This window comes from Roseateles koreensis, assembly GCF_028595305.1.
Classification (GTDB): Bacteria; Pseudomonadota; Gammaproteobacteria; order Burkholderiales; family Burkholderiaceae_C; genus Paucibacter_A; species Paucibacter_A koreensis.
This window is the reverse complement of sequence record NZ_JAQQXS010000009.1, coordinates 97,374-115,515: the sequence shown is the minus strand read 5'-3', so window position 1 is coordinate 115,515 and position 18,142 is coordinate 97,374. Positions and strand designations below refer to the sequence as shown.

Below are 18,142 nucleotides of genomic sequence, written 5' to 3'. Positions count from 1 at the left end.
ATTGCTCGCGTCATACGCAATGGATGACCTTTTTAGTTCCGGCCGCGCCGTTCGGCGCTTAACTTGGACGAGTCCAAGTTAGCCTTCTCTGAAAAATAATTGCTCGCGTCATACGCGATCAATTATTTTTTCGCCAAACAAACCTTGCGGGCGGACCAGCAAGAACAACAGCGCCAGCACATAGGCGAACCAGATCTCGATGCCGCCCCCCATCAGGGGCCCGAGATAGACCTCAGAGACTTTCTCGCCCACACCAATCACGAGCCCGCCAATGATGGCGCCGGGCACCGAGGTGAGGCCGCCCAGAATCACCACCGGCAAGGCCTTCAGCGCGACCAGGGAGAGGGAGAACTGCACGCCCAGTTTGCTGCCCCAGATGACACCGGCCACCAGAGCCACGAAACCCGCCACCGCCCACACGATGACCCAGATGCGTGAGAGCGGGATGCCGATGGATTGCGCCGCCTGGTGATCATCCGCCACCGCCCGCAAGGCGCGGCCCGTTGCCGTCTTCTGAAAAAACAGCGCCAGCAGCGCCACCATGGCCGCAGCGATCAGGGCGGCGTACAAGTCTTCTTTGTTGACCAGCACGCCGCCTTCAAAGGTTTTTTCGAACAAAAAGATCGGGTCCTTGGGCATGCCTACATCGATCTTGTAGATGTCCGAGCCGAACAGGGTCTGCCCCAGTCCTTCCATCAGATAGGTCACGCCGATGGTGGCCATCAGCAGGGTGATACCTTCCTGATTGACCAACTTGCTGAGCACCAGTCGCTCGATCAGCCAGGCGACCAGCACCATCACCGCGCAAGCCGCCAGAAATCCGAGCCCGTTGACCAGCAGCGGCTGCGTAAGGCCCGTCCATTGCGGAATCCATTCGGTGAAGCGCGCCATGGCCAATGCCGCGAACAGCACCATCGCGCCCTGCGCAAAATTGAACACGCCGCTGGCCTTGTAGATCAGCACAAAGCCCAGCGCAATGAGCGAATACAGCATGCCCGTCATCAGGCCGCCGAAGATGGTTTCAATCAAAAATCCCATGGCGAAAACCTCTCCAAGGGCAAGAACAAGGTGATGGGGTGGCGCATATTGGTATCCTCAATGCGAAGTGCCAAGATAGGCGCGGATCACGTCCTCGTTACGTCGAACCTCATCGGGCAGGCCGTCACCAATCTTCTTGCCGTAGTCCAACACCACCACGCGGTCTGAAATGTCCATCACCACGCCCATGTCATGCTCGATCAGCACGATGGTGGTACCGAACTCCTTGTTCACATCCAGGATGAAACGGCACATGTCTTGTTTCTCTTCGACATTCATGCCGGCCATGGGTTCGTCCAGCAACAGCACCTCGGGCTCCATGGCCAGTGCGCGGCCCAGGTCCACACGCTTTTGCAGGCCGTAGGGCAAACGGCCTACCGGGGTTTTGCGGTGCGCCTGAATTTCCAGGAAGTCGATGATGTGCTCAACCTTCTCGCGCTGCGCCATCTCCTCGCGTTCCGCCGGGCCCCAGCGCAGTGCCTGCAGCAGCAGGCCGGTTTTCATGTGCAGGGTGCGGCCGGTCATGATGTTGTCCAGCACACTCATGCCCTTGAAGAGCGCCAGGTTCTGAAAGGTGCGCGCCACCCCCATCTCCGCCACCTGCCGCGAACTCATGTGTTTGAAGGTCTGCCCTCGAAAAGCGATGGAGCCCACCTGCGGCTGATACACGCCGTTGATGCAGTTCAGCATGGAACTTTTGCCCGCGCCGTTGGGGCCAATGATGGCGCGGATTTCATGTACCCGCACATCGAAGCTGATGTCAGTCAGGGCCTTCACCCCACCAAAGTTCAGGCTGATGTTCTTGATGTCGAGAATGACTTCATCGCTCACGCTTTCTGCCATGCCTTGCTGCCCTTGCTGCTGCGCCGCCTGCATCACGCCGCCCTCCGTGCCGGCTTGTAGCAAGTGGCTTCGCTGATCTTCAGTTCCGCCGAGATGGCGCCCGCGCGGCCATCCTCAAAGCGAACCGCCGTCTCGATGAATTGGCTGCTCTTGCCGCCGTACAGGGCGTCGATCAGCACGCCGTACTTCAGCGCGATGGCACCGCGCCGCACCTTGCGCGTGCGGGTGAGTTCACCGTCGTCAGCGTCCAACTCTTTGTGCAGAATCAGGAAGCGGCTGATCTGGCTGCCCGCCAACATCTCGTCCTGAGCCAGATCGGCGTTGACCTTTTCCACGCATTCGCGGATCAGCGCGCAGACCTCGGGCTTTTGCGCCAGATCGGTATAGCCGGCGTACGGAAAATTGCGCCGCTCCGCCCAGTTGCCCACAGCTTCGAAGTCGATGTTGATGAAGGCGCACACCTTGTCACGCCGATCACCAAAGGCTACGGCCTCCTTGATGAAGGCGAAGAACTTGAGTTTGTTCTCTACGTATTTCGGCGCAAACAGAGCGCCGTCGAAGTCCCCGCCCGCCAGCCGCCCAACATCCTTGGCGCGGTCGATGATCTTCAGATGGCCGTGCCCATCGATGAATCCGGCATCGCCGGTGTGGTACCAGCCTTCCGGCGTCAACACCTCGGCGGTGGCAAGCGGGTTTTTGTAATAGGCGGTGAACAAGCCTGGCGACTTCACCAGGATTTCGCCCACGCTACTGAGCTTGACTTCAACGCCCTCGATGGGCACGCCCACCGTGTCGGCGCGGGCCTCATGGTCGGGCTGCAGGCAGACGAAGACCGCCGTTTCGGTCGACCCGTACAACTGCTTCAGATTGATGCCGATGCTGCGATAAAAGCTGAACAGATCGGGTCCGATGGCCTCGCCTGCGGTGTACGCCACCCGCACCCGCGAAAAGCCCAAGGTATTGCGCAACGGCCCGTAGATGGCCAGATTGCCTAATGCATATTTCAAGCGGGAGAACAGGCTCACCGGCTGGCCATCCATCAACGCCGGCCCTACCCGCCGCGCCAAGGCCATGCAGTGATTGAACAGCCAGCGCTTGGGCGCTGAGGCGTCCTCCATGCGGATCATCACGCTGGTCAACAGCGCCTCGAAAACGCGTGGCGGCGCAAAGTAGTAGGTCGGGCCGATTTCCTTCAAGTCGATGTTGACGGTGCTGGCCGACTCCGGGCAATTCACCACATAGCCGCAGGCCAGCCATTGAGCGTAGCTGAAGATGTTTTGCCCCACCCAGGCAGGCGGCAGATAAGCCAGCACCTCCTCATTGCTCGTCAGCTTGTCAAAACGAGCACCCGCCTGCGCGCGGTCGATCAGGCTGCCATGGGTGTGCACCACGCCCTTGGGGTTGCCGGTGGTGCCAGAGGTGAAAAACAGGGCCGCCACATCGCTGGCTTGTCCCTGCGCCACCTGCTCGTCAAAAAACCCGGGATGCTGCGCCATGTGCTGACGCCCCTGGTCGCACAAGGTGTCCAGAGAGGCCAGGCCTTCATCCGCATAGCTGCGCAATCCCCGGGCGTCGTCAAACCAGATGTATTGAAGCTGCGGACAGGCTTCACGCAGTTCCAGCATCTTGTCGACCTGCTCCTGGTCTTCCACGATCGCATAGGCGATGTCGGCGTTGTTGATCGGAAATACAAACTCCGCCGCAACCGCATCCTGGTACAACGGGACAGGGATCGCCCCCAGCACCTGGGCCGCCAACATGGCGGCCGAGAGACGCGGCCGGTTCTCGCCCACCACCAGCACATGCGCGCCCCGCTGCAAACCTGCGTGTGCCAGGCCGTGCGCCAGTTCGCGAACCAAAACGGCAAGCGCAGCCCAGCTCAGCGTTTGCCAGATGCCGTACTCCTTCTCCCGCAATGCAGCTGCGTCCGGGCGCCGGCGGGCATGTTCTTGCAAGAGCCGAGGGAAAGTAGTACTCACCTTGTCTGTCTCCTTGCGCTCAGTCGGGCTGCCGCAGCCCACACCAGGAGGCTGTGCCGAGCTATCTCGTGGACCCATAGTAGGGCGGACTTTGACGCTTAGTTGTCTTTGTAACGACAATCCCAGGGACTTCCTGGGGCGTATTTTCCCGAGGTCTGCACACCTTCTTTTTTCAGCATGCTGTCACTCTGCGTCCGGGAACTCGTCAGCATGCATGCCCATCCAAGCCCCCCTTCCAGCCTGCGCCAACGCGCGCGCGCCGCCACGCCCACGGAGCTGGATGCCATTCCCTGGCTGGCCGTACTGGATACTGCCCAACAGCGCAAGGTTGCGCAGCAGCTGCAGGTTGCCGACGCCCAGGTGGGCGAGCGCATCTGCCGCATTGGCAAGCAGGCTAACTTCTGGTTTGGTGTGATCGACGGGCTGCTGAAGATGAGCAACGACGACAGCAGTGGGCAGGCCATCACCTTCACCGGGGTACCGCCCGGCGGTTGGTTTGGCGAAGGTACCTTGCTCAAACGCGAGTGCTATCGCTACAACATCCAGGTGCTGCGGCCCAGCATCGTGGCGGGCTTGCCGATCGACAACTTTCATGAGCTGCTGAAAAACAGCCTCGCCTTCAACCACTACATGCTGAACCAGTTGAACGAGCGCCTGAGCCAATTCATTGCCGCGCGTGAGATCGACCGCATCAGCGACCCCGACCTGCGCGTTGCGCGCAATCTCGCGGCGCTCTTTCATCCGCAGCTGTACCCCGGCGTGGGCAGCATGCTGCGCATCACGCAGCAGGAGTTGGGCTATCTGGTGGGCTTGTCGCGCCAGCGGGTGAACCAGGCGCTCAACACGCTGGCGCGCCACCAATTGATTCGCATCGAATACGGTGGCCTGCGAGTGCTGAACCTGCAGAGCTTGCGCTGCTTCCCGCAGGCGGTACCGGCCCAAAACCCTGAGCACGCGAACGGATCGCCGCGATAAAGCGCGCAAGCAACCTGACTGGGAAATGCCACTATCTCTCTCCTCTCCGCGCACAAGGCGACGTATGCTCGGAAAGTTATGTTTTTCGCTGCAGGGAGAATACTCATGCGTGCAGATCGGCGAGTCGCATCCCTCTTCAACGCCGTTGGCGTTTTTGGCGCCTTCAACGTCTTTCGCGCCCTGGCCCTGGCAGTCTTCGCCGCGGGCGCCCATTCAAGCCCGCATGCGCAGCGACTCGTTCTTGTCACCGAGGAGTACCCGCCCTACAACATGAGCGATGCCAACGGGCAGGTGACAGGCATCTCCACCGACATCGTCAAGGCCATGCTGGAAGCTGCGGGCTACGACTATGAGGTGGCCGCGTACCCCTGGGCCCGTGCCATTGCCATGGCACGCACGCAGGTGAACACCTGTGTGTACTCCATGTCGCGCACTCCCGAACGGGAAACCTTGTACAAATGGATCGGCCCACTGGTATACAACGATTGGACCTTGTTTGCACGTGTCGGCTCCAGCCGTCTCAATCAACTGGATGAGGCGATGAACATGCGCATTGGCAGCTACCAGGGAGACGCCATCGTGTCCTACCTGCAAACCCGCGGCCACCAGGTTGACGTGGCGCCGTCTGACGATGTAAACCCCAAAAAACTGCTGGCCGGGCGCATCGACTTCTGGGCCACCGGCCGGCTGATTGGCCAGTACCGCCTTCAGCAGCAGGGCATCAGCAATATCGAGCCGGTGCTGAAGTTCAACCGTACCGAGATGTACTTGGCCTGCCAGAAGCAATTGCCCGACGAACAGGTGCGTCTGCTCAACAACACGCTCGCCGGGCTGGACAAAAAAGGCGTGATCCGCAAAATCTACGCCTCATATGGCTACACGCCCTAACGCCCTAACGCGCTGACTATTTCAGAACGCTGCCGCCTGGAAGAACGGCAATTGCTCCGCCGTGGTGGCCAGGGCCGCCACATGCGGAAAGGCCTCAGGTGCAAACACCCCAGGCAGCTTGGCCTGCGTGAAGGTCCAGGACACAGCAGCCGTCAGGTGGCCTTGGTGAAAGGCACTCTCGGCTTCATCAAATGCCGCCAACGCCGCATCCAACCCCTGATAGGCAGCCTGCAATTGGCCTTGCACACGCGTCAACCAAGGCGCGTGCTGCTTGTCGGTGGGGCGCAGGTTCTGTTCGTAGACGATTTGCACGGTCTTTTCGCATGCCGCCAATGCCAGCCCCAGGATGTGCAGCGCCTGCTGGCGCTCCGCCAAATCGCCAGGCATCAGGCTGCGCTCGGACAGCGCCTCCAGATAGTCAAGGATCAGGCCGGACTCCATCAACACCACCCCGTTGTCGCACACCAAGCTGGGCGCCTTGACAACCGGGTTGATCTGCTCAAACGCCTCATAACTGCTGAACACCGAAATAGGTCGGTGCTCGAAGGGCAGACCAAGCAGGTGCATCGAGATGGCAACGCGCCGCACATAGGGGGAGTCCAGCATGCCAATGAGTTGCATGAAGTGTCTTTCTGTCGTTGATGGAAATCAGGGCCACAAGCACCAAAGCCTGCGCGTGGGCAAGGGCTTACAAGCCCTGGTTCTTGTAGATATTGCCATCCTTCATGATGAGCAGGAAATTCTTCGCCGGGTCTGCAATCAGCTGAATGTTCTCGATGGGGTTGCCGTCCACCAGCAGCAAATCGGCCAGCGCGCCTTCCTCCACCACCCCCAGCTTGCCACGGTAAGGGCTGCGCAGGCCCGACAGCGCCAGCAGTTCGGCGTTGGCCGAAGTGGCCATCTTCAAAGCCTCGGCGGGGGTGTACCAGCGCGTCATCCGCGCCAATTGCTCGCCCTGGGTGGCTGCCGCAGCGGCATTGAACAAGATGTCGGTGCCCCAGGCCGTCTTGATCTTGTACTTTCGAGCCAAGGCGTAGGCCGTGTCGGTGCCGCTGAACATTTCCTGCTGCTTGAGTCGGTTAGGTGAACCTTCCGCAAACGATGAATGGCCATCTTCAACAAAGGGCTGCAAGCTCCACCACACGCCTTTTTCACCCATCAGTTTGGCGGTGGCATCGTCCAGCAGTTGGCCGTGGTCGATACATTTCACGCCCGCATCAATAGCCTGGCGCACCGCACGCGGGGTGTAGGCGTGCACGGTCACGTAAGTGCCCCAGTTTTCAGCAGCTTCCACAGCAGCACGCAACTCAGGCACGGTGTACTGGGTGACATCCAGCGGGTCGAACGAAGACGACACCCCACCGCCCGCCATCAACTTGATCTGCGAAGCGCCCAGGGCCAGCAATTCACGTGCACGCAGGCGCACGGTGTCGGCATTGTCAGCAATCGCGGCCGCACCCACCCGCTCGCTGAAGCTGAATTCGCCGGGGCGCACCGGCAACTCATTGGGCAGGCGAAAATCGCCATGACCACCGGTCTGTGAAATGAAAGCCCCCGAAGGCCAGATGCGCGGGCCAGCCACCCAACCAGCATCAATGCCCCGCTTGAGGCCAAAAACCGGCCCGCCCAGATCGCGGATGCTGGTGAAGCCGCGCATCAGCATATCGTTCGCCGCTTTGGTGGCCGCCACATTGATAAAGCCAAGGTCAGCCGTGAGGATCGCCATCTGGGGCACCGTGGCGAACATCACATGGGTGTGCGCATCGATCAGACCGGGCATCAAGGTTCGGCCACCGCCCTGCACGCGTGCAACGGTGACACCTGCGGGATCAACGATCGGCGCACTCGAAATCGTCCGGATCACATTGCCAACGATCAGCACATTAGACGGCGATGACACGCGGTCCGCCGTGCCATTGAAGATGCGCACGTTCTCGAACAACACGCCGCTGGGCTTGGGCGCCTTGTCCTGTGCCTGCGCTTGGGATAAACCCATCACTCCACACAGCAGCAGTCCGCTGAGCCCCTTGCGAAAAATCGTGTGTCGCATGTTTGAGAACCCTGGGTTGTTGGGCCGTCCATGAATCAAGCCCGATTACAAAGGCCGCTGATTATGTGTAATGCAGCGCTTACTGAACAGCAACGTACAAGGATCGACCTAGGGGGATCATCGTCACAGCATCCCATCGATGCGCAGAGCTCGCGCCGGCACCGCTAACCTTCAAACCGTATTGACAACCTTAACCCCCAAAGGGCGTGGGCTCAGGGGTGTGGCGCGGCATCACAGCAAAGTGCGCAGCGGTCATCTCGTACAGAAGACTGGGCGCTTGGCCCGGCACATCCGCCAAAGAACCCTTGAGCCGCATGCCGATGCGCTCCAGGGTTTTGCGCGAGGGCATGTTGGCAGGCCTCACCACCGCCAGTACGGCCGGCGCGTGCACGCGCTCAAAGGCCAGCGCCAGCGCCGCCATGGCCATCTCGGAGGCATAACCTTGCCCCCAAGCCTGCGGGCGAAAACGGAAATAGAGATTCAGGCCCTGCTGACCCTCGATAGGCTGCACCATCACGCCGCCAAAACCCAGCACCTGCTCAGGCTGATCGCGCAGCGTGATCACCCAGTAGCCATAACCATGCGTCTCCCAGTGCGCAGCCCAGTTGTCCAACAAAGCCTGCGCTTCCTGCGGGTTGATCAAGGGCCCGCCAGGACTGAAACGGTTGGTGACAGGATCGGCATGCACCTCGTAGAGAGATGCAAGATCGCTCGCATAGGGCGCCCGCAGACGCAGCCGAGCGGTGTCTTGCACCAGCAATGAATCAAGCAATGCCATGGATATCGACCCCCATCCGGCAATTGAGTGGAAACCCTTATTGTCCACCTTAACATCAGACAAGGTCGGACACCCCCCCCCTCAAATGAACGATTCATGGATTTTCCCCGCACGGGAACGAGGGACACCCGCCACCTGTCGAGGGGTTCCACCCCATCAATAACTGTATAAATATACAGTTATTGATGTATCATCTCCCGACTGCGTTTCACTTCCGAAGCCTGCCGGTCAAACACCATGCCCTCCACCGCGGTCACCACCCCGCCGCTCCCTCTGCACACGCAAGTCTGGCGCGCCAATAGCCTGGGCAGCACGGTACGCCCTGGCCTGCCCAGCGGTTTCGCCGAACTGGATGCACAACTGCCCGGCGCGGGCTGGCCCAGCCAAGCCTTGAGCGAGATCCTGCAAGCGCCCCACACCCATCTGGAATGGCGGCTGCTGGCGCCGGCGCTGCGCACATTGCTCATCAGCACCGCCACGCCCCACCCGCAGCAGCGCCGATCAGGAGAGGCGCCGGCGCGGCCCGGGTCAGCCCCCGTGCTCTTGTTGATCAATCCCCCCCACACACCCCATCTGCCGGGTTTGCTGGCCTGTGGCCTGGCGCCTGAGCAACTCATCTGGATTGAAGCCCACTCGCCGCAACAGCAACTCTGGGCCACCGAGCAGGCCATCAAAGCCCATGCTGCTGCCGCTGTGCTGGCTTGGTTGCCACAGGCCCAGCCCGAGCAGATCCGGCGCTTGCAAAGCCACGCGCTGGGCGCGAACGCCCCCATTTTTCTATTCCGCCCCCTGGCGGTGCAGGCCCAGTCCTCGGCGGCGCCCTTGCGCCTGCACCTCAGCCCCGGCGACGACTGGTGTTTGCAAGTGCACCTGTTCAAACGACGCGGACCGGTGCACGAACACGCCCTGCAACTGCCCGCCCTGCCGGAGGGGCTGCACCAGGTGCTGACACCCCGCATGCGCGCGCAGCCCTGGCCCGCTCGTCCGCACACGCCGGCCGGCACGCCGCTCTCAAGCCAGGGCGCGCATCCCACGCCCACACCAGCCGCCCCGCCAACGCGCTCCGCAGCCGAGGTTCGCCATGCATTGGCTCGCCCTGCTCAGCCCGCCACCAGCCCCCACTGAAGAAGCCCACCCTGGCCCGCGCCCCCAACAGCAGGCGCTGGCTTGGTGGGCCCTGCAGTTCACGCCCCGGGTGGCATGGCTGGAAGAAGCCGTGGTGCTGGAAGTGCAAGCCAGCCTGCGGCTGTTTGGCGGCGTGCAAGCCCTGCACCAACGCGTGCTGGCGCACGCCGGCCATGCTGGCCTGCACTTGCAAGGCGCCGCCTGGGCGGCCACCAGCCTGGGCGCATTGGCACGCGCCCGCTGCCTGCCGGAGCAGCCTGAAACCGGCCTGCGCTGGCCCGACTCGCGCAGCGTAACGGCGCAACTCGACACCCTGCCGTTGCAGGCCCTGAGCGCTGTGCAGGCCCACGCAGCCATGCTTGCCCGGCTGGGCTGCAAGCGCCTGGGCGACGTGCGCCGGCTGCCGCGCGCCGCGCTGGGCCGCCGCTTCGGGCAGACGCTGCTCTACGCGCTGGATCAGGCCTACGGGCACCTGCATGAAGTGCATGCCTGGATCATCTTGCCCGAGCAGTTCAACGCCCGACTGGAGCTGCCGCAGCGCAGCGACAACGCCATGGCCCTGCTGCACCACGCCGAACATTTGCTGCGCCAGCTGTGCGCCTGGCTGGCTGCACGGCACGCTGGCGTGCAACACCTAGAACTGCGTTGGGTGCATGACACCATGCGGGCCCGCGAGATCGCCAGCCACGGCGCGCTGCAGTTGCGCACCGCTGAAGTCACACGCGATTTTCGCCATCTGGCAGGCCTGCTGCACGAGCACCTGCTGCGGCTCAGCTTGCCTGCCGCCGTGGGCGAAATCAGCCTGCACGCCGGCGCTGTGCTGCCCTTGCAGGAGCACAGCGCCACGCTGCTGCTGCCGTCCTCCTCAAGCAGCTCCGGCGCCGCGTCTTCACCCGGTTCAGAGCCGCCCCAAAAATCCCTGCCGCAGTTGTTGGAACGACTCGCCGTGCGTCTGGGAGAAACCCAGGTGCGCTGCGGCCACTTGCATGAAGACCACCGGCTGGAGCGCATGCAGCGCTGGCAACCCTGGCCCGGCCAGCCGCCACGCGCCGGCGCCCGCCCGCCCGAGTCCCCGCAACCCAGTTGGCTGCTGAATCCACCGCTGCGCCTGGTCGTCTACCAAGACCAGCCGCAATACATGGGACCTCTGCGCCTGCTGGCCGGCCCGCAACGCATCGAAGGGGGTTGGTGGGACGACGAAGCCGCCCCACCGTTGCAGCAAGCTCAGGCTCAAACCCAAACCTCACAGCATGTGCAGCGCGACTATTTTCTGGCCCTGAGCGCCGCGGCCGGGGTGCTGTGGATTTTTCAGCAGCGCCTCGTGGGTGATGAGTCGGGCTGGTTTTTGCACGGCGTGTTCGCATAGCCTCAGCTCGAAACCAGGAACCTCTTCATGCGAACGATGACGGCCTATGCCGAGCTGCATTGCCTCAGCCATTACTCCTTTCTGCGCGGCGCTTCTAGCCCGGGCGAATTGGTGGAGCGTGCTCATTTTCAACGTTATGAGGCTTTGGCCCTCACCGATGAATGCTCACTCGCTGGCGTGGTACGTGCCCATGTCAGCGCCAAAGCCCGTGGGCTCAAGCTGCTGATCGGCAGCGAATTTCTTGTCCGTGACGAGGCCGGGCTGCCGCTCTTCAAGCTCGTGTTGCTGGCCCGCAATCTCAAGGGTTATGGCGATCTGTGCCAGTTCATCACTGCGCTGCGGCGCAACGCGCCCAAAGGCAGCTACCGGCTCGACTGGCCCACCTTGCGGCAACAAACCCCGGTTCTCAGTGCCAATTGCCTGGCCCTGCTGTTGCCGCAACGCCAGGCCACCGACGAACAACTGCTGGCCCAGGCCCGCTGGCTGCTGCAAGCCTTTGGCGGCATGGCATGGATCGGCGTGAACCTCCTGCGCGAGTTGGGCGATGAACTGTGGCTGCACCGCTTGCGTGAACTCTCCGCCGCCACCGCACTGCCCCTGGTTGCCACCGGCGATGTGCACATGCATGTGCGCTCACGCAAGCCCCTGCAAGACGTGATGACGGCCACGCGACTGAATCGCCCCATTGCCGACTGCGGCCTGGATCTCCAGCCTAACGCCGAACGTCATCTGCGCAGCCGCCTGCGGCTGGCCCAGCTCTATCCGCCCGAGTTGCTGCGCGCCACCCTGCAAGTGGCTCAGGCCTGCCAGTTTTCGCTGGACGAAATTCGCTACCAATACCCCAGCGAGGTGATTCCGCTCGGCTGCACGCCGGCCCGGCATCTGCGCGCACTGACCGAAGCCGGCGCGGCCCTGCGCTGGCCGCAAGGCACAAACCCTGCGCACCGGGCGGCCATCGAGCACGAGCTGGCCTTGATTCAGGATCTCGGCTACGAGCACTACTTTCTCACCGTGGCCGACGTGGTCAGCTTCGCGCGCGGCGAGGGCATTCTGTGCCAGGGCCGGGGCTCGGCGGCCAACAGCATCGTCTGCTTCTGCCTGCACATCACCGAGGTGGACCCGGCGCGCAGCAGCATGCTGTTCGAACGTTTCATCAGCCGTGAACGCAACGAGCCGCCCGACATCGACGTCGACTTCGAGCATGAACGCCGCGAAGAGGTCATCCAATACCTCTACCGCAAATACGGCCGCGAACGCGCCGCCCTCACCGCCGTGCTGATCTGCTACCGCCCGCGCAGCGCGCTGCGCGATGTGGGCCGCGCGCTCGGCATGGACGAAGCCCTGACTGAGCGCCTGAGCAAAGACCAACACAGCTGGAGCGACGAGGTGCTGCCCGAAGATCGCCTGCAGCAGCTGAGCCGCGAACTCGGTTTCGACCAAACCACGCTCAAGCTGCGTCAGCTGCTGCTGCTCAGCCGTCAGCTGATGGGCATGCCGCGCCACCTCAGCCAGCACCCCGGTGGCTTTGTGCTGACGCAAGGGCCGCTCTCCCGCCTGGTGCCAATTGAGAACGCCAGCATGGTGGATCGCACCGTGATCCAGTGGGACAAAGACGACATCGACGCCCTGGGCCTGATGAAGGTCGACGTGCTCGCCCTGGGCATGCTCAGCGCCCTGCGCCGCAGCTTTGCGCTGATCAGCCAGCTGCGCGGCCGCCCCTTCGGCATGAAAGACGTGCCCGAGGGCGACACCCCCACCTACGACATGATCTGCCGGGCTGACACAGTGGGCGTGTTCCAGATCGAATCGCGCGCGCAGATGTCCATGCTGCCCCGGCTGCGGCCGCGCAATTTCTACGACCTGGTGGTTGAAGTGGCCATCGTGCGGCCCGGCCCCATCCAGGGCGGCATGGTGCACCCCTACCTGATCAACCGGGCCAAACACCCGGACGCTATCGCCTATCCCAAAGACGAATTGAAGGCTGCACTTGGGCGCACCTGCGGCATCCCGATTTTTCAGGAACAGGTGATGCAGGTGGCGATGATTGCGGCCGGTTTTTCCGCCGGCGAGGCGGACCAGTTGCGCCGCGCCATGGCGGCCTGGAAGCGGCCTGGCGACCTGCAATCCTTTCACGAAAAAATCGTCGCCGGCATGCGCGAGCGCGGCTACACGGATGAATTTGCCGAAGCCATCTTCCGCCAGATCAAAGGCTTTGCGTCCTACGGGTTTCCGGAGTCGCACGCCGCCAGCTTCGCCCTGCTGACCTATGTGTCGTGTTGGATCAAATGCCATGAGCCCGCCGTCTTTCTTTGCGCCTTGCTGAACTCCCAGCCCCTGGGCTTTTATTCCCCCAGCCAACTGGTGCAAGACGCCCGCCAGCACAACATCGAGGTGCGCCCCGCCGACGTCAACCTCAGCAGCCCCGCCTGCAGCCTGGAGCCCCGGCCTGGGTCAACCCAGCCCGCCGTGCGCCTGGGCCTGCAACTCATTGCCGGCCTCTCTAACGCCGCCGCCCAGCGCATCGCCGCGGCACGGCTGCACGGCCCCTTCAACAACACGCAAGAACTGGCCGAACGCGCCAGCCTCGATCAGCAAGACCTGCAGCAACTGGCCGCCGCAGACGCCTTGCAAACGCTGGCCGGCCAACGCCGCCAACAAGTCTGGCAAGCCACCGCCCTAACGCGCCTGCCACCCTTGCTGCAAGGCAGCCTGCCGCTGGAAGAACCCCTGCCCTTGCCTGCGGCCCCTGAGGGCGAAGAAGTGCTGTGGGACTACGCCTCCCTGGGCCTGACCCTGCGCAGCCATCCACTCAAGCTCCTGCGCCCACGCCTGGCCCGGCTCGGCCTCCAAACAGCCACCCAACTGCTGCCCTGGCCCAGCGGACGTCAAGCGCATGCCTGCGGCATCGTTACCGTGCGCCAACGCCCGCAAACCGCCAAAGGCACGCTCTTCATCAGCCTTGAAGACGAAACCGGCTGCGTGCAAGTCATCGTGTGGCCGGATATCTACGCCGCCCACCGCACGCTGCTGCGCACCGCCCGCCTGTTGGCCGTGCACGGCAAATGGCAAGCCGAAAACGGTGTCCGGCACCTGCTCGCCCACCACTTCGACGACCTGAGCCCCTGGCTGGGGCGACTAGGTATGGGAAGCCGCGACTTCCGCTGAGGTTGCCCAAGAGGCCGCAACCCACCTCGCGCGCTACGTCATGCTCAGCCTGGCTGGGCACTTCCCCAGCGACGCCGCGGCCACCTGGCTGATCTGGCTGGCCCTGCGCAACATCACCGAGGACTGGGGAGGGCGGCCGACAACTGGAAATCAGCGATGGACCAATTCGCGATCCTCTACGAATACCGGTTCACGAAATCGGTGAAGGTTCAATGAACCAAACACACACAAAAATTCGGACCGGCCCGGCTTGCCCCAAGGCAGATAACACACGCGGCACATGCGCCAGAAAAAGTCTCCCCGCCCGAGTCAGGCGCGTGCGCCGGCTAGTGCGAACGAACATGCATATCAAGCCTGCAACAAGTTCAGCGGAATCGTTCAAGCTGGAGGTAGTACCACATCCCCAGTGACAGCATCTTGCGACCCAACCAGTCACCCACCGGTGCTCGCACATGATGGAATCGCTGAAAGACGTCGAAGGTCTCACTCTCCGCCATCACAGCGCCCGCCATCACTTCTCCGACGATATGGGAGGTGGCTAGGCCATGGCCCGAATAGCCCTGCGCAAACCAAACATTAGGGGCCAGTTTCCCAAGCTGTGGAATGCGATTGATCACAATGCCCATATTGCAACTCCACTGATAGTCGATCGCTACGCGCCGCAATTGCGGAAAAGTACGCTCAATGCAAGGGCGCAGTTCGGCAGCCAGGTCTCGCGATGGCTGGCCCGAATAGTTGGCGCCTCCGCCAAACAGCAAGCGGCCATCGGCTGTCATGCGGTAGTAGTCAAGCACAAAGCGGCTGTCATAAACAGCAAGGTCCTGCGGATTGAGTTGCCTTGCTAGATCGCCCAGAGGTTCAGTGGTGACAATGCCTCCAGGCGCCGGAAAGATCATGCCGCTCAATTTGCGCTGCTCCAACTGGTGATAGACATCACCAGCCAGCACGATTTGATCCGCCACGATGCGCCCCTGGGGCAAGCGCAACGAAGGCGTCGCGCCATGCACGATCTCCAGGACCGGAGAATTTTCGAACACCAACCCGCCAAGATCGCTCAGCGCCTGCGCCTCGCCCAGGCATAGATTAAGTGGATGCAAATGCATATTGCGGCGGTTATAAATACCACCGTGATACAGAGGTGTATCGAGGAATCGCCCAATATCCTTGGCCTGAACCAACTCCACCTCATCGGCCATACCGCGAGCAACCATCTCGGCATAGGCACGGCTGAACTCATCCATCGCCTTGGGGGTGTATGCGGCGTGCAGATGACCCATCTTGAGATCGCAGTCAATGCCGTATTGCTGCACCCGGCGGCGGATGATGTCGTGACCACGCCAACGCAACATCCAGATAAATTCGCCTGCCGCTTGCTCGCTCATTTGGCGCAGCAATTGGCGGCGAATGGCACCGTCTCCCGAAAGACTGCCCGTCACCTGACCGCCGTTGCGCCCCGATTGCCCCCAGCCAATAGACTGAGCCTCAACCAACGCAACTTTTCGGCCACGTTCTGCCAACTCCAGCCCGGTCGCCACGCCCGTAAAGCCGCCACCGACAACAGCCACATCCACTCGAACGTCCCCCTCGAACACCGGATAGCGCCGGTCAGAGTTTCGCGTAGCGTTGTAGTACGACGGCGTGACATGTTCTTGCATAGGGGGAGTAGTTTTATCGTTGGGCCTAGACGGGATTAAGCGAGCTCAAGATAGCGTGCCAGCTCCCAATCGGTCACGCATTGATTGAAGCGCGCCACCTCAGACTGGCGGGTTTCAACAAAGTGGCTCACAAACTCTGGGCCGAACAACTCTTTGGCCAAGGTGGATTGGCTCATCGCGGCCGTGGCCTCCGCCAGGGTGGCGGGCAAGCGCTGCACGCCTTCAGCACCATGATTGGCGCCGTTGACTGCCGGCAACTCAAGCGCCAGCTGATGTTCGATGCCATAAAGGCCCGAAGCCAATGCCGCTGCAATGGCGAGGTAGGGATTGGCGTCCGCGCCTGCGCTGCGCGTCTCCAGCCGCAGCGATGAGGCCGTGCCGGGTATCACGCGCAGCGAAGCATTGCGGTTATCGATCGCCCAGGTCGGTTTGACTGGCGCGAGGTTGTTGTCCACCAAACGCTTGTAGCTGTTGATGAAGGGCGCATACATCGGCAGCAGCAGCGGCAGGCCGTGTAGCTGGCCAGCGATAAAGTGGCGCATGGTGTCACTCATGCCAGCCTCGCCCTTGGCATCAAAGAAAGCATTGCGCCCATCGCGCCAAAGGCTTTGGTGCAGATGCTGGCCGCAGCCGGGATAGTCCACCGAGAACTTGGCCATGAAGGTATTCAAAAGCCCGTGGCGGCGGCCTATCTCGCGCACCGACTCCTTGAACAGCACCGCACGGTCGCCCGCCAGCAAGGCCTCGGTGTAGCGGATCGCAGCCTCAAAATTCCCTGGACCGGCCTCGGTATGCAAAGCCTCCAATGGGACATCCATGGCGTTCAGGCTGGTGAACAGGTCGCGCACAAACGCCTGCTGGGCATCGATGCGAAAGGGGGAGTAATTGGTGGCGCCGTGGGTGGCAGTAGCCAGGTCGCGATAGCCCTTCTGGCGCACCGACAGCTCGCTCTCGGCCAGCACAAACCATTCGAACTCAACCCCAACCTGAGCCGAGAAGCCCATGCGCTGGGCCTTTGCCAGCACTCGCTTGAGCACCTGGCGCGGGCAGATCGGCAAGGGCTGACCATCAGCCTGCACATGTTCACCCAAAATCAGCCAGCGGCCATCATCCCAAGGCAGCTGGCGCGCGGTGGCGGGGTCGAGCCGCAGGCCGATGTCGGGGAAGCCTGTGTGAAAGCCGGTGAAGCTGACGCGGTCGTAGAGGCGATCCTCGATGTCCCAGCCGAACACCGCGCTGGCAATGGTGCCGCCGCCCTCCAATATGCTGGCCATTTTCTCGCCGCTGAGGTGCTTGCCGCGGCAGACGCCGTCGATGTCGGTGACGGCAAATCGCACATAAGGCTCTGTTTCCAAAGCCATCCGAGACAGCTTGTTTGCTGACGCATCAGCCATGAATTGCCTCCAAAAAATTAGCACTCATTGGCAGGGTGTACAGAACCGTGACAAGGGCAGTCGGGCTCGTCTTTGCAGGGCACCCGCATGGTAAAATTGCACACTTGGCCCCGGTGTCGTTATTCATCTGAATTGCTTTCAAAATCACCCTCGCAGTGGATCAACCCGCCCCCATCACACGACCTGCTCACAAGCCGCCCGGCAAGCGCCGCATTCCTCAACAGGAACGCGGCATCAAAACCATCGAAATCATCTTGGCCGCAGCGGGCACCGAGATTGAGCAAGGCGGTTTGGCCAAGCTCACCACCAAACGCATCGCCGCCGCAGCGGGGCTCTCGGTCGGCGGTTTGTACGAATACTTTCCCAACAAAGAAGCCGTGCTCCATGCCCTGGCCAGCCGCTGGCTGGAGCAATTTAAGGATGCCATCGCCGCCATCCATCCGAACCTCACAGGCTGCAAGGATCTATTCCGCTACCTCACCATGGTTTACGAGGTGGTCAAGCCGCTCTACCAACAGGTGCCCGGCGTTAGTGGCCTGATCTCTCTTCTGTCCTCGGTACCAGAACTGAAAGCCTTGGAAGAGGAGATAGATCTCCAGCTGAATGGCCTGTTAGCAGATGCCATCCATTGCCTGGTCCCGAACGTCAGCACTGAGCAATGCAAGGTTGTGGCTCGCACCATCACGATTCTGGATCATTACCTTTTGGTCGAATCGATCTTGCGTGACCCCGACAAGGCAGCGCTCTACGAAGACCACCGCCGCGTTTGTCAATATGCCCTGGTGACCAATATGCTGCTGATGAATGAAAGAGAACGGGCCGCCATGCTTGTGAAGAACAAGGCCGACCTCCCCTCACCAGGCCTCAGCTGAAGGCGGCAGCCGCT

The 18,142-nt window shown here is 62.1% G+C and carries 14 protein-coding genes and 2 pseudogenes; 7 read left to right on the top strand and 9 right to left on the bottom strand.

What is annotated here, in order from left to right; translation table 11 throughout:
• Window positions 1–108 precede the first annotated feature (108 nt).
• The 3 genes from PRZ01_RS11620 to PRZ01_RS11610 are packed head-to-tail and all read right to left on the bottom strand — an operon-like array spanning window position 109 to window position 3,860.
• The gene (locus PRZ01_RS11620; protein ID WP_273596953.1) at window positions 109–1,038 is read right to left on the bottom strand and encodes a branched-chain amino acid ABC transporter permease; all 930 of its coding nucleotides are present in this window, start codon (window positions 1,036–1,038) and stop codon (window positions 109–111) included.
• Window positions 1,039–1,095: 57 nt separating this feature from the next.
• Window positions 1,096–1,881 carry an ABC transporter ATP-binding protein gene (locus PRZ01_RS11615; protein WP_273597038.1) on the bottom strand — a complete coding sequence of 262 codons (786 nt, stop codon included), beginning with the start codon at window positions 1,879–1,881 and terminating at the stop codon, window positions 1,096–1,098.
• Window positions 1,882–1,913: 32 nt separating this feature from the next.
• Window positions 1,914–3,860 (bottom strand): AMP-dependent synthetase/ligase, encoded by a 1,947-nt coding sequence (locus PRZ01_RS11610; RefSeq protein WP_273596952.1) that lies wholly within the window; start codon window positions 3,858–3,860, stop codon window positions 1,914–1,916.
• A gap of 210 nt (window positions 3,861–4,070) precedes the next feature.
• On the opposite strand from PRZ01_RS11610, the gene PRZ01_RS11605 reads away from it, so the two are divergent.
• Window positions 4,071–4,835 (top strand): Crp/Fnr family transcriptional regulator, encoded by a 765-nt coding sequence (locus PRZ01_RS11605; protein WP_273596951.1) that lies wholly within the window; start codon window positions 4,071–4,073, stop codon window positions 4,833–4,835.
• 105 nt (window positions 4,836–4,940) lie between these two features.
• Window positions 4,941–5,723, top strand: coding sequence for a substrate-binding periplasmic protein (locus PRZ01_RS11600; protein WP_273596950.1), 783 nt, complete (start codon window positions 4,941–4,943; stop codon window positions 5,721–5,723).
• A 21-nt stretch (window positions 5,724–5,744) separates the two neighbouring features.
• On the opposite strand, the gene PRZ01_RS11595 is transcribed toward PRZ01_RS11600, so the two are convergent.
• The 3 genes from PRZ01_RS11595 to PRZ01_RS11585 all read right to left on the bottom strand — a co-directional run bounded on the left by PRZ01_RS11595 (window position 5,745) and on the right by PRZ01_RS11585 (window position 8,551).
• Entirely contained in the window at window positions 5,745–6,344 is a 600-nt protein-coding gene (locus PRZ01_RS11595; protein WP_273596949.1) for a glutathione S-transferase, read from the bottom strand.
• 67 nt (window positions 6,345–6,411) lie between these two features.
• Window positions 6,412–7,773 (bottom strand): metal-dependent hydrolase family protein, encoded by a 1,362-nt coding sequence (locus tag PRZ01_RS11590; RefSeq protein WP_273596948.1) that lies wholly within the window; start codon window positions 7,771–7,773, stop codon window positions 6,412–6,414.
• Between the two features lie 190 nt (window positions 7,774–7,963).
• Complete coding sequence (locus PRZ01_RS11585) at window positions 7,964–8,551, bottom strand: GNAT family N-acetyltransferase (protein ID WP_273596947.1); 588 nt, start codon at window positions 8,549–8,551, stop codon at window positions 7,964–7,966.
• Between the two features lie 237 nt (window positions 8,552–8,788).
• Here PRZ01_RS11585 and PRZ01_RS11580 point away from each other — a divergent pair, with 237 nt between their 5' ends.
• From PRZ01_RS11580 to PRZ01_RS11565, 4 genes and pseudogenes are all read left to right on the top strand, one after another.
• A complete protein-coding gene (locus PRZ01_RS11580) occupies window positions 8,789–9,676 on the top strand; it encodes a recombinase RecA (RefSeq protein WP_273596946.1) in 888 nt (295 codons plus the stop codon).
• Window positions 9,633–11,042 (top strand): Y-family DNA polymerase, encoded by a 1,410-nt coding sequence (locus PRZ01_RS11575; RefSeq protein ID WP_273596945.1) that lies wholly within the window; start codon window positions 9,633–9,635, stop codon window positions 11,040–11,042. The genes PRZ01_RS11580 and PRZ01_RS11575 overlap by 44 nt, the downstream gene beginning before the upstream one ends.
• A 27-nt stretch (window positions 11,043–11,069) precedes the next feature.
• Entirely contained in the window at window positions 11,070–14,207 is a 3,138-nt protein-coding gene (locus tag PRZ01_RS11570; protein ID WP_273596944.1) for an error-prone DNA polymerase, read from the top strand.
• Between the two features lie 52 nt (window positions 14,208–14,259).
• A pseudogene (locus PRZ01_RS11565) lies at window positions 14,260–14,423 on the top strand (IS256 family transposase); the annotation flags it as partial.
• A 31-nt stretch (window positions 14,424–14,454) separates the two neighbouring features.
• Here PRZ01_RS11565 and PRZ01_RS11560 read toward each other — a convergent pair.
• From PRZ01_RS11560 to PRZ01_RS11550, 3 genes and pseudogenes are all read right to left on the bottom strand, one after another.
• Window positions 14,455–14,550: pseudogene (locus PRZ01_RS11560) on the bottom strand (LysR family transcriptional regulator); the annotation flags it as partial.
• A gap of 22 nt (window positions 14,551–14,572) precedes the next feature.
• Window positions 14,573–15,862, bottom strand: coding sequence for an NAD(P)/FAD-dependent oxidoreductase (locus PRZ01_RS11555; RefSeq protein ID WP_273596943.1), 1,290 nt, complete (start codon window positions 15,860–15,862; stop codon window positions 14,573–14,575).
• Window positions 15,863–15,897: 35 nt separating this feature from the next.
• Window positions 15,898–17,256 (bottom strand): glutamine synthetase family protein, encoded by a 1,359-nt coding sequence (locus PRZ01_RS11550; protein WP_273596942.1) that lies wholly within the window; start codon window positions 17,254–17,256, stop codon window positions 15,898–15,900.
• A gap of 155 nt (window positions 17,257–17,411) precedes the next feature.
• Here PRZ01_RS11550 and PRZ01_RS11545 point away from each other — a divergent pair, with 155 nt between their 5' ends.
• Window positions 17,412–18,128 carry a TetR/AcrR family transcriptional regulator gene (locus PRZ01_RS11545; protein WP_273596941.1) on the top strand — a complete coding sequence of 239 codons (717 nt, stop codon included), beginning with the start codon at window positions 17,412–17,414 and terminating at the stop codon, window positions 18,126–18,128.
• Window positions 18,129–18,142 lie beyond the last annotated feature (14 nt).

Excerpts from the sequence above, each read along its gene's own strand:
- PRZ01_RS11620 (WP_273596953.1), bottom strand. The coding sequence starts at position 1,038 with ATGGGATTTTTGATTGAAACCATCTTCGGCGGCCTGATGACGGGCATG.
- PRZ01_RS11600 (WP_273596950.1), top strand. The coding sequence starts at position 4,941 with ATGCGTGCAGATCGGCGAGTCGCATCCCTCTTCAACGCCGTTGGCGTT.
- PRZ01_RS11550 (WP_273596942.1), bottom strand. The coding sequence starts at position 17,256 with ATGGCTGATGCGTCAGCAAACAAGCTGTCTCGGATGGCTTTGGAAACA.
- PRZ01_RS11585 (WP_273596947.1), bottom strand. The coding sequence starts at position 8,551 with ATGGCATTGCTTGATTCATTGCTGGTGCAAGACACCGCTCGGCTGCGT.
- PRZ01_RS11590 (WP_273596948.1), bottom strand. The coding sequence starts at position 7,773 with ATGCGACACACGATTTTTCGCAAGGGGCTCAGCGGACTGCTGCTGTGT.
- PRZ01_RS11605 (WP_273596951.1), top strand. The coding sequence starts at position 4,071 with ATGCATGCCCATCCAAGCCCCCCTTCCAGCCTGCGCCAACGCGCGCGC.
- PRZ01_RS11555 (WP_273596943.1), bottom strand. The coding sequence starts at position 15,862 with ATGCAAGAACATGTCACGCCGTCGTACTACAACGCTACGCGAAACTCT.
- PRZ01_RS11575 (WP_273596945.1), top strand. The coding sequence starts at position 9,633 with ATGCATTGGCTCGCCCTGCTCAGCCCGCCACCAGCCCCCACTGAAGAA.
- PRZ01_RS11570 (WP_273596944.1), top strand. The coding sequence starts at position 11,070 with ATGCGAACGATGACGGCCTATGCCGAGCTGCATTGCCTCAGCCATTAC.
- PRZ01_RS11615 (WP_273597038.1), bottom strand. The coding sequence starts at position 1,881 with ATGGCAGAAAGCGTGAGCGATGAAGTCATTCTCGACATCAAGAACATC.
- PRZ01_RS11595 (WP_273596949.1), bottom strand. The coding sequence starts at position 6,344 with ATGCAACTCATTGGCATGCTGGACTCCCCCTATGTGCGGCGCGTTGCC.
- PRZ01_RS11580 (WP_273596946.1), top strand. The coding sequence starts at position 8,789 with ATGCCCTCCACCGCGGTCACCACCCCGCCGCTCCCTCTGCACACGCAA.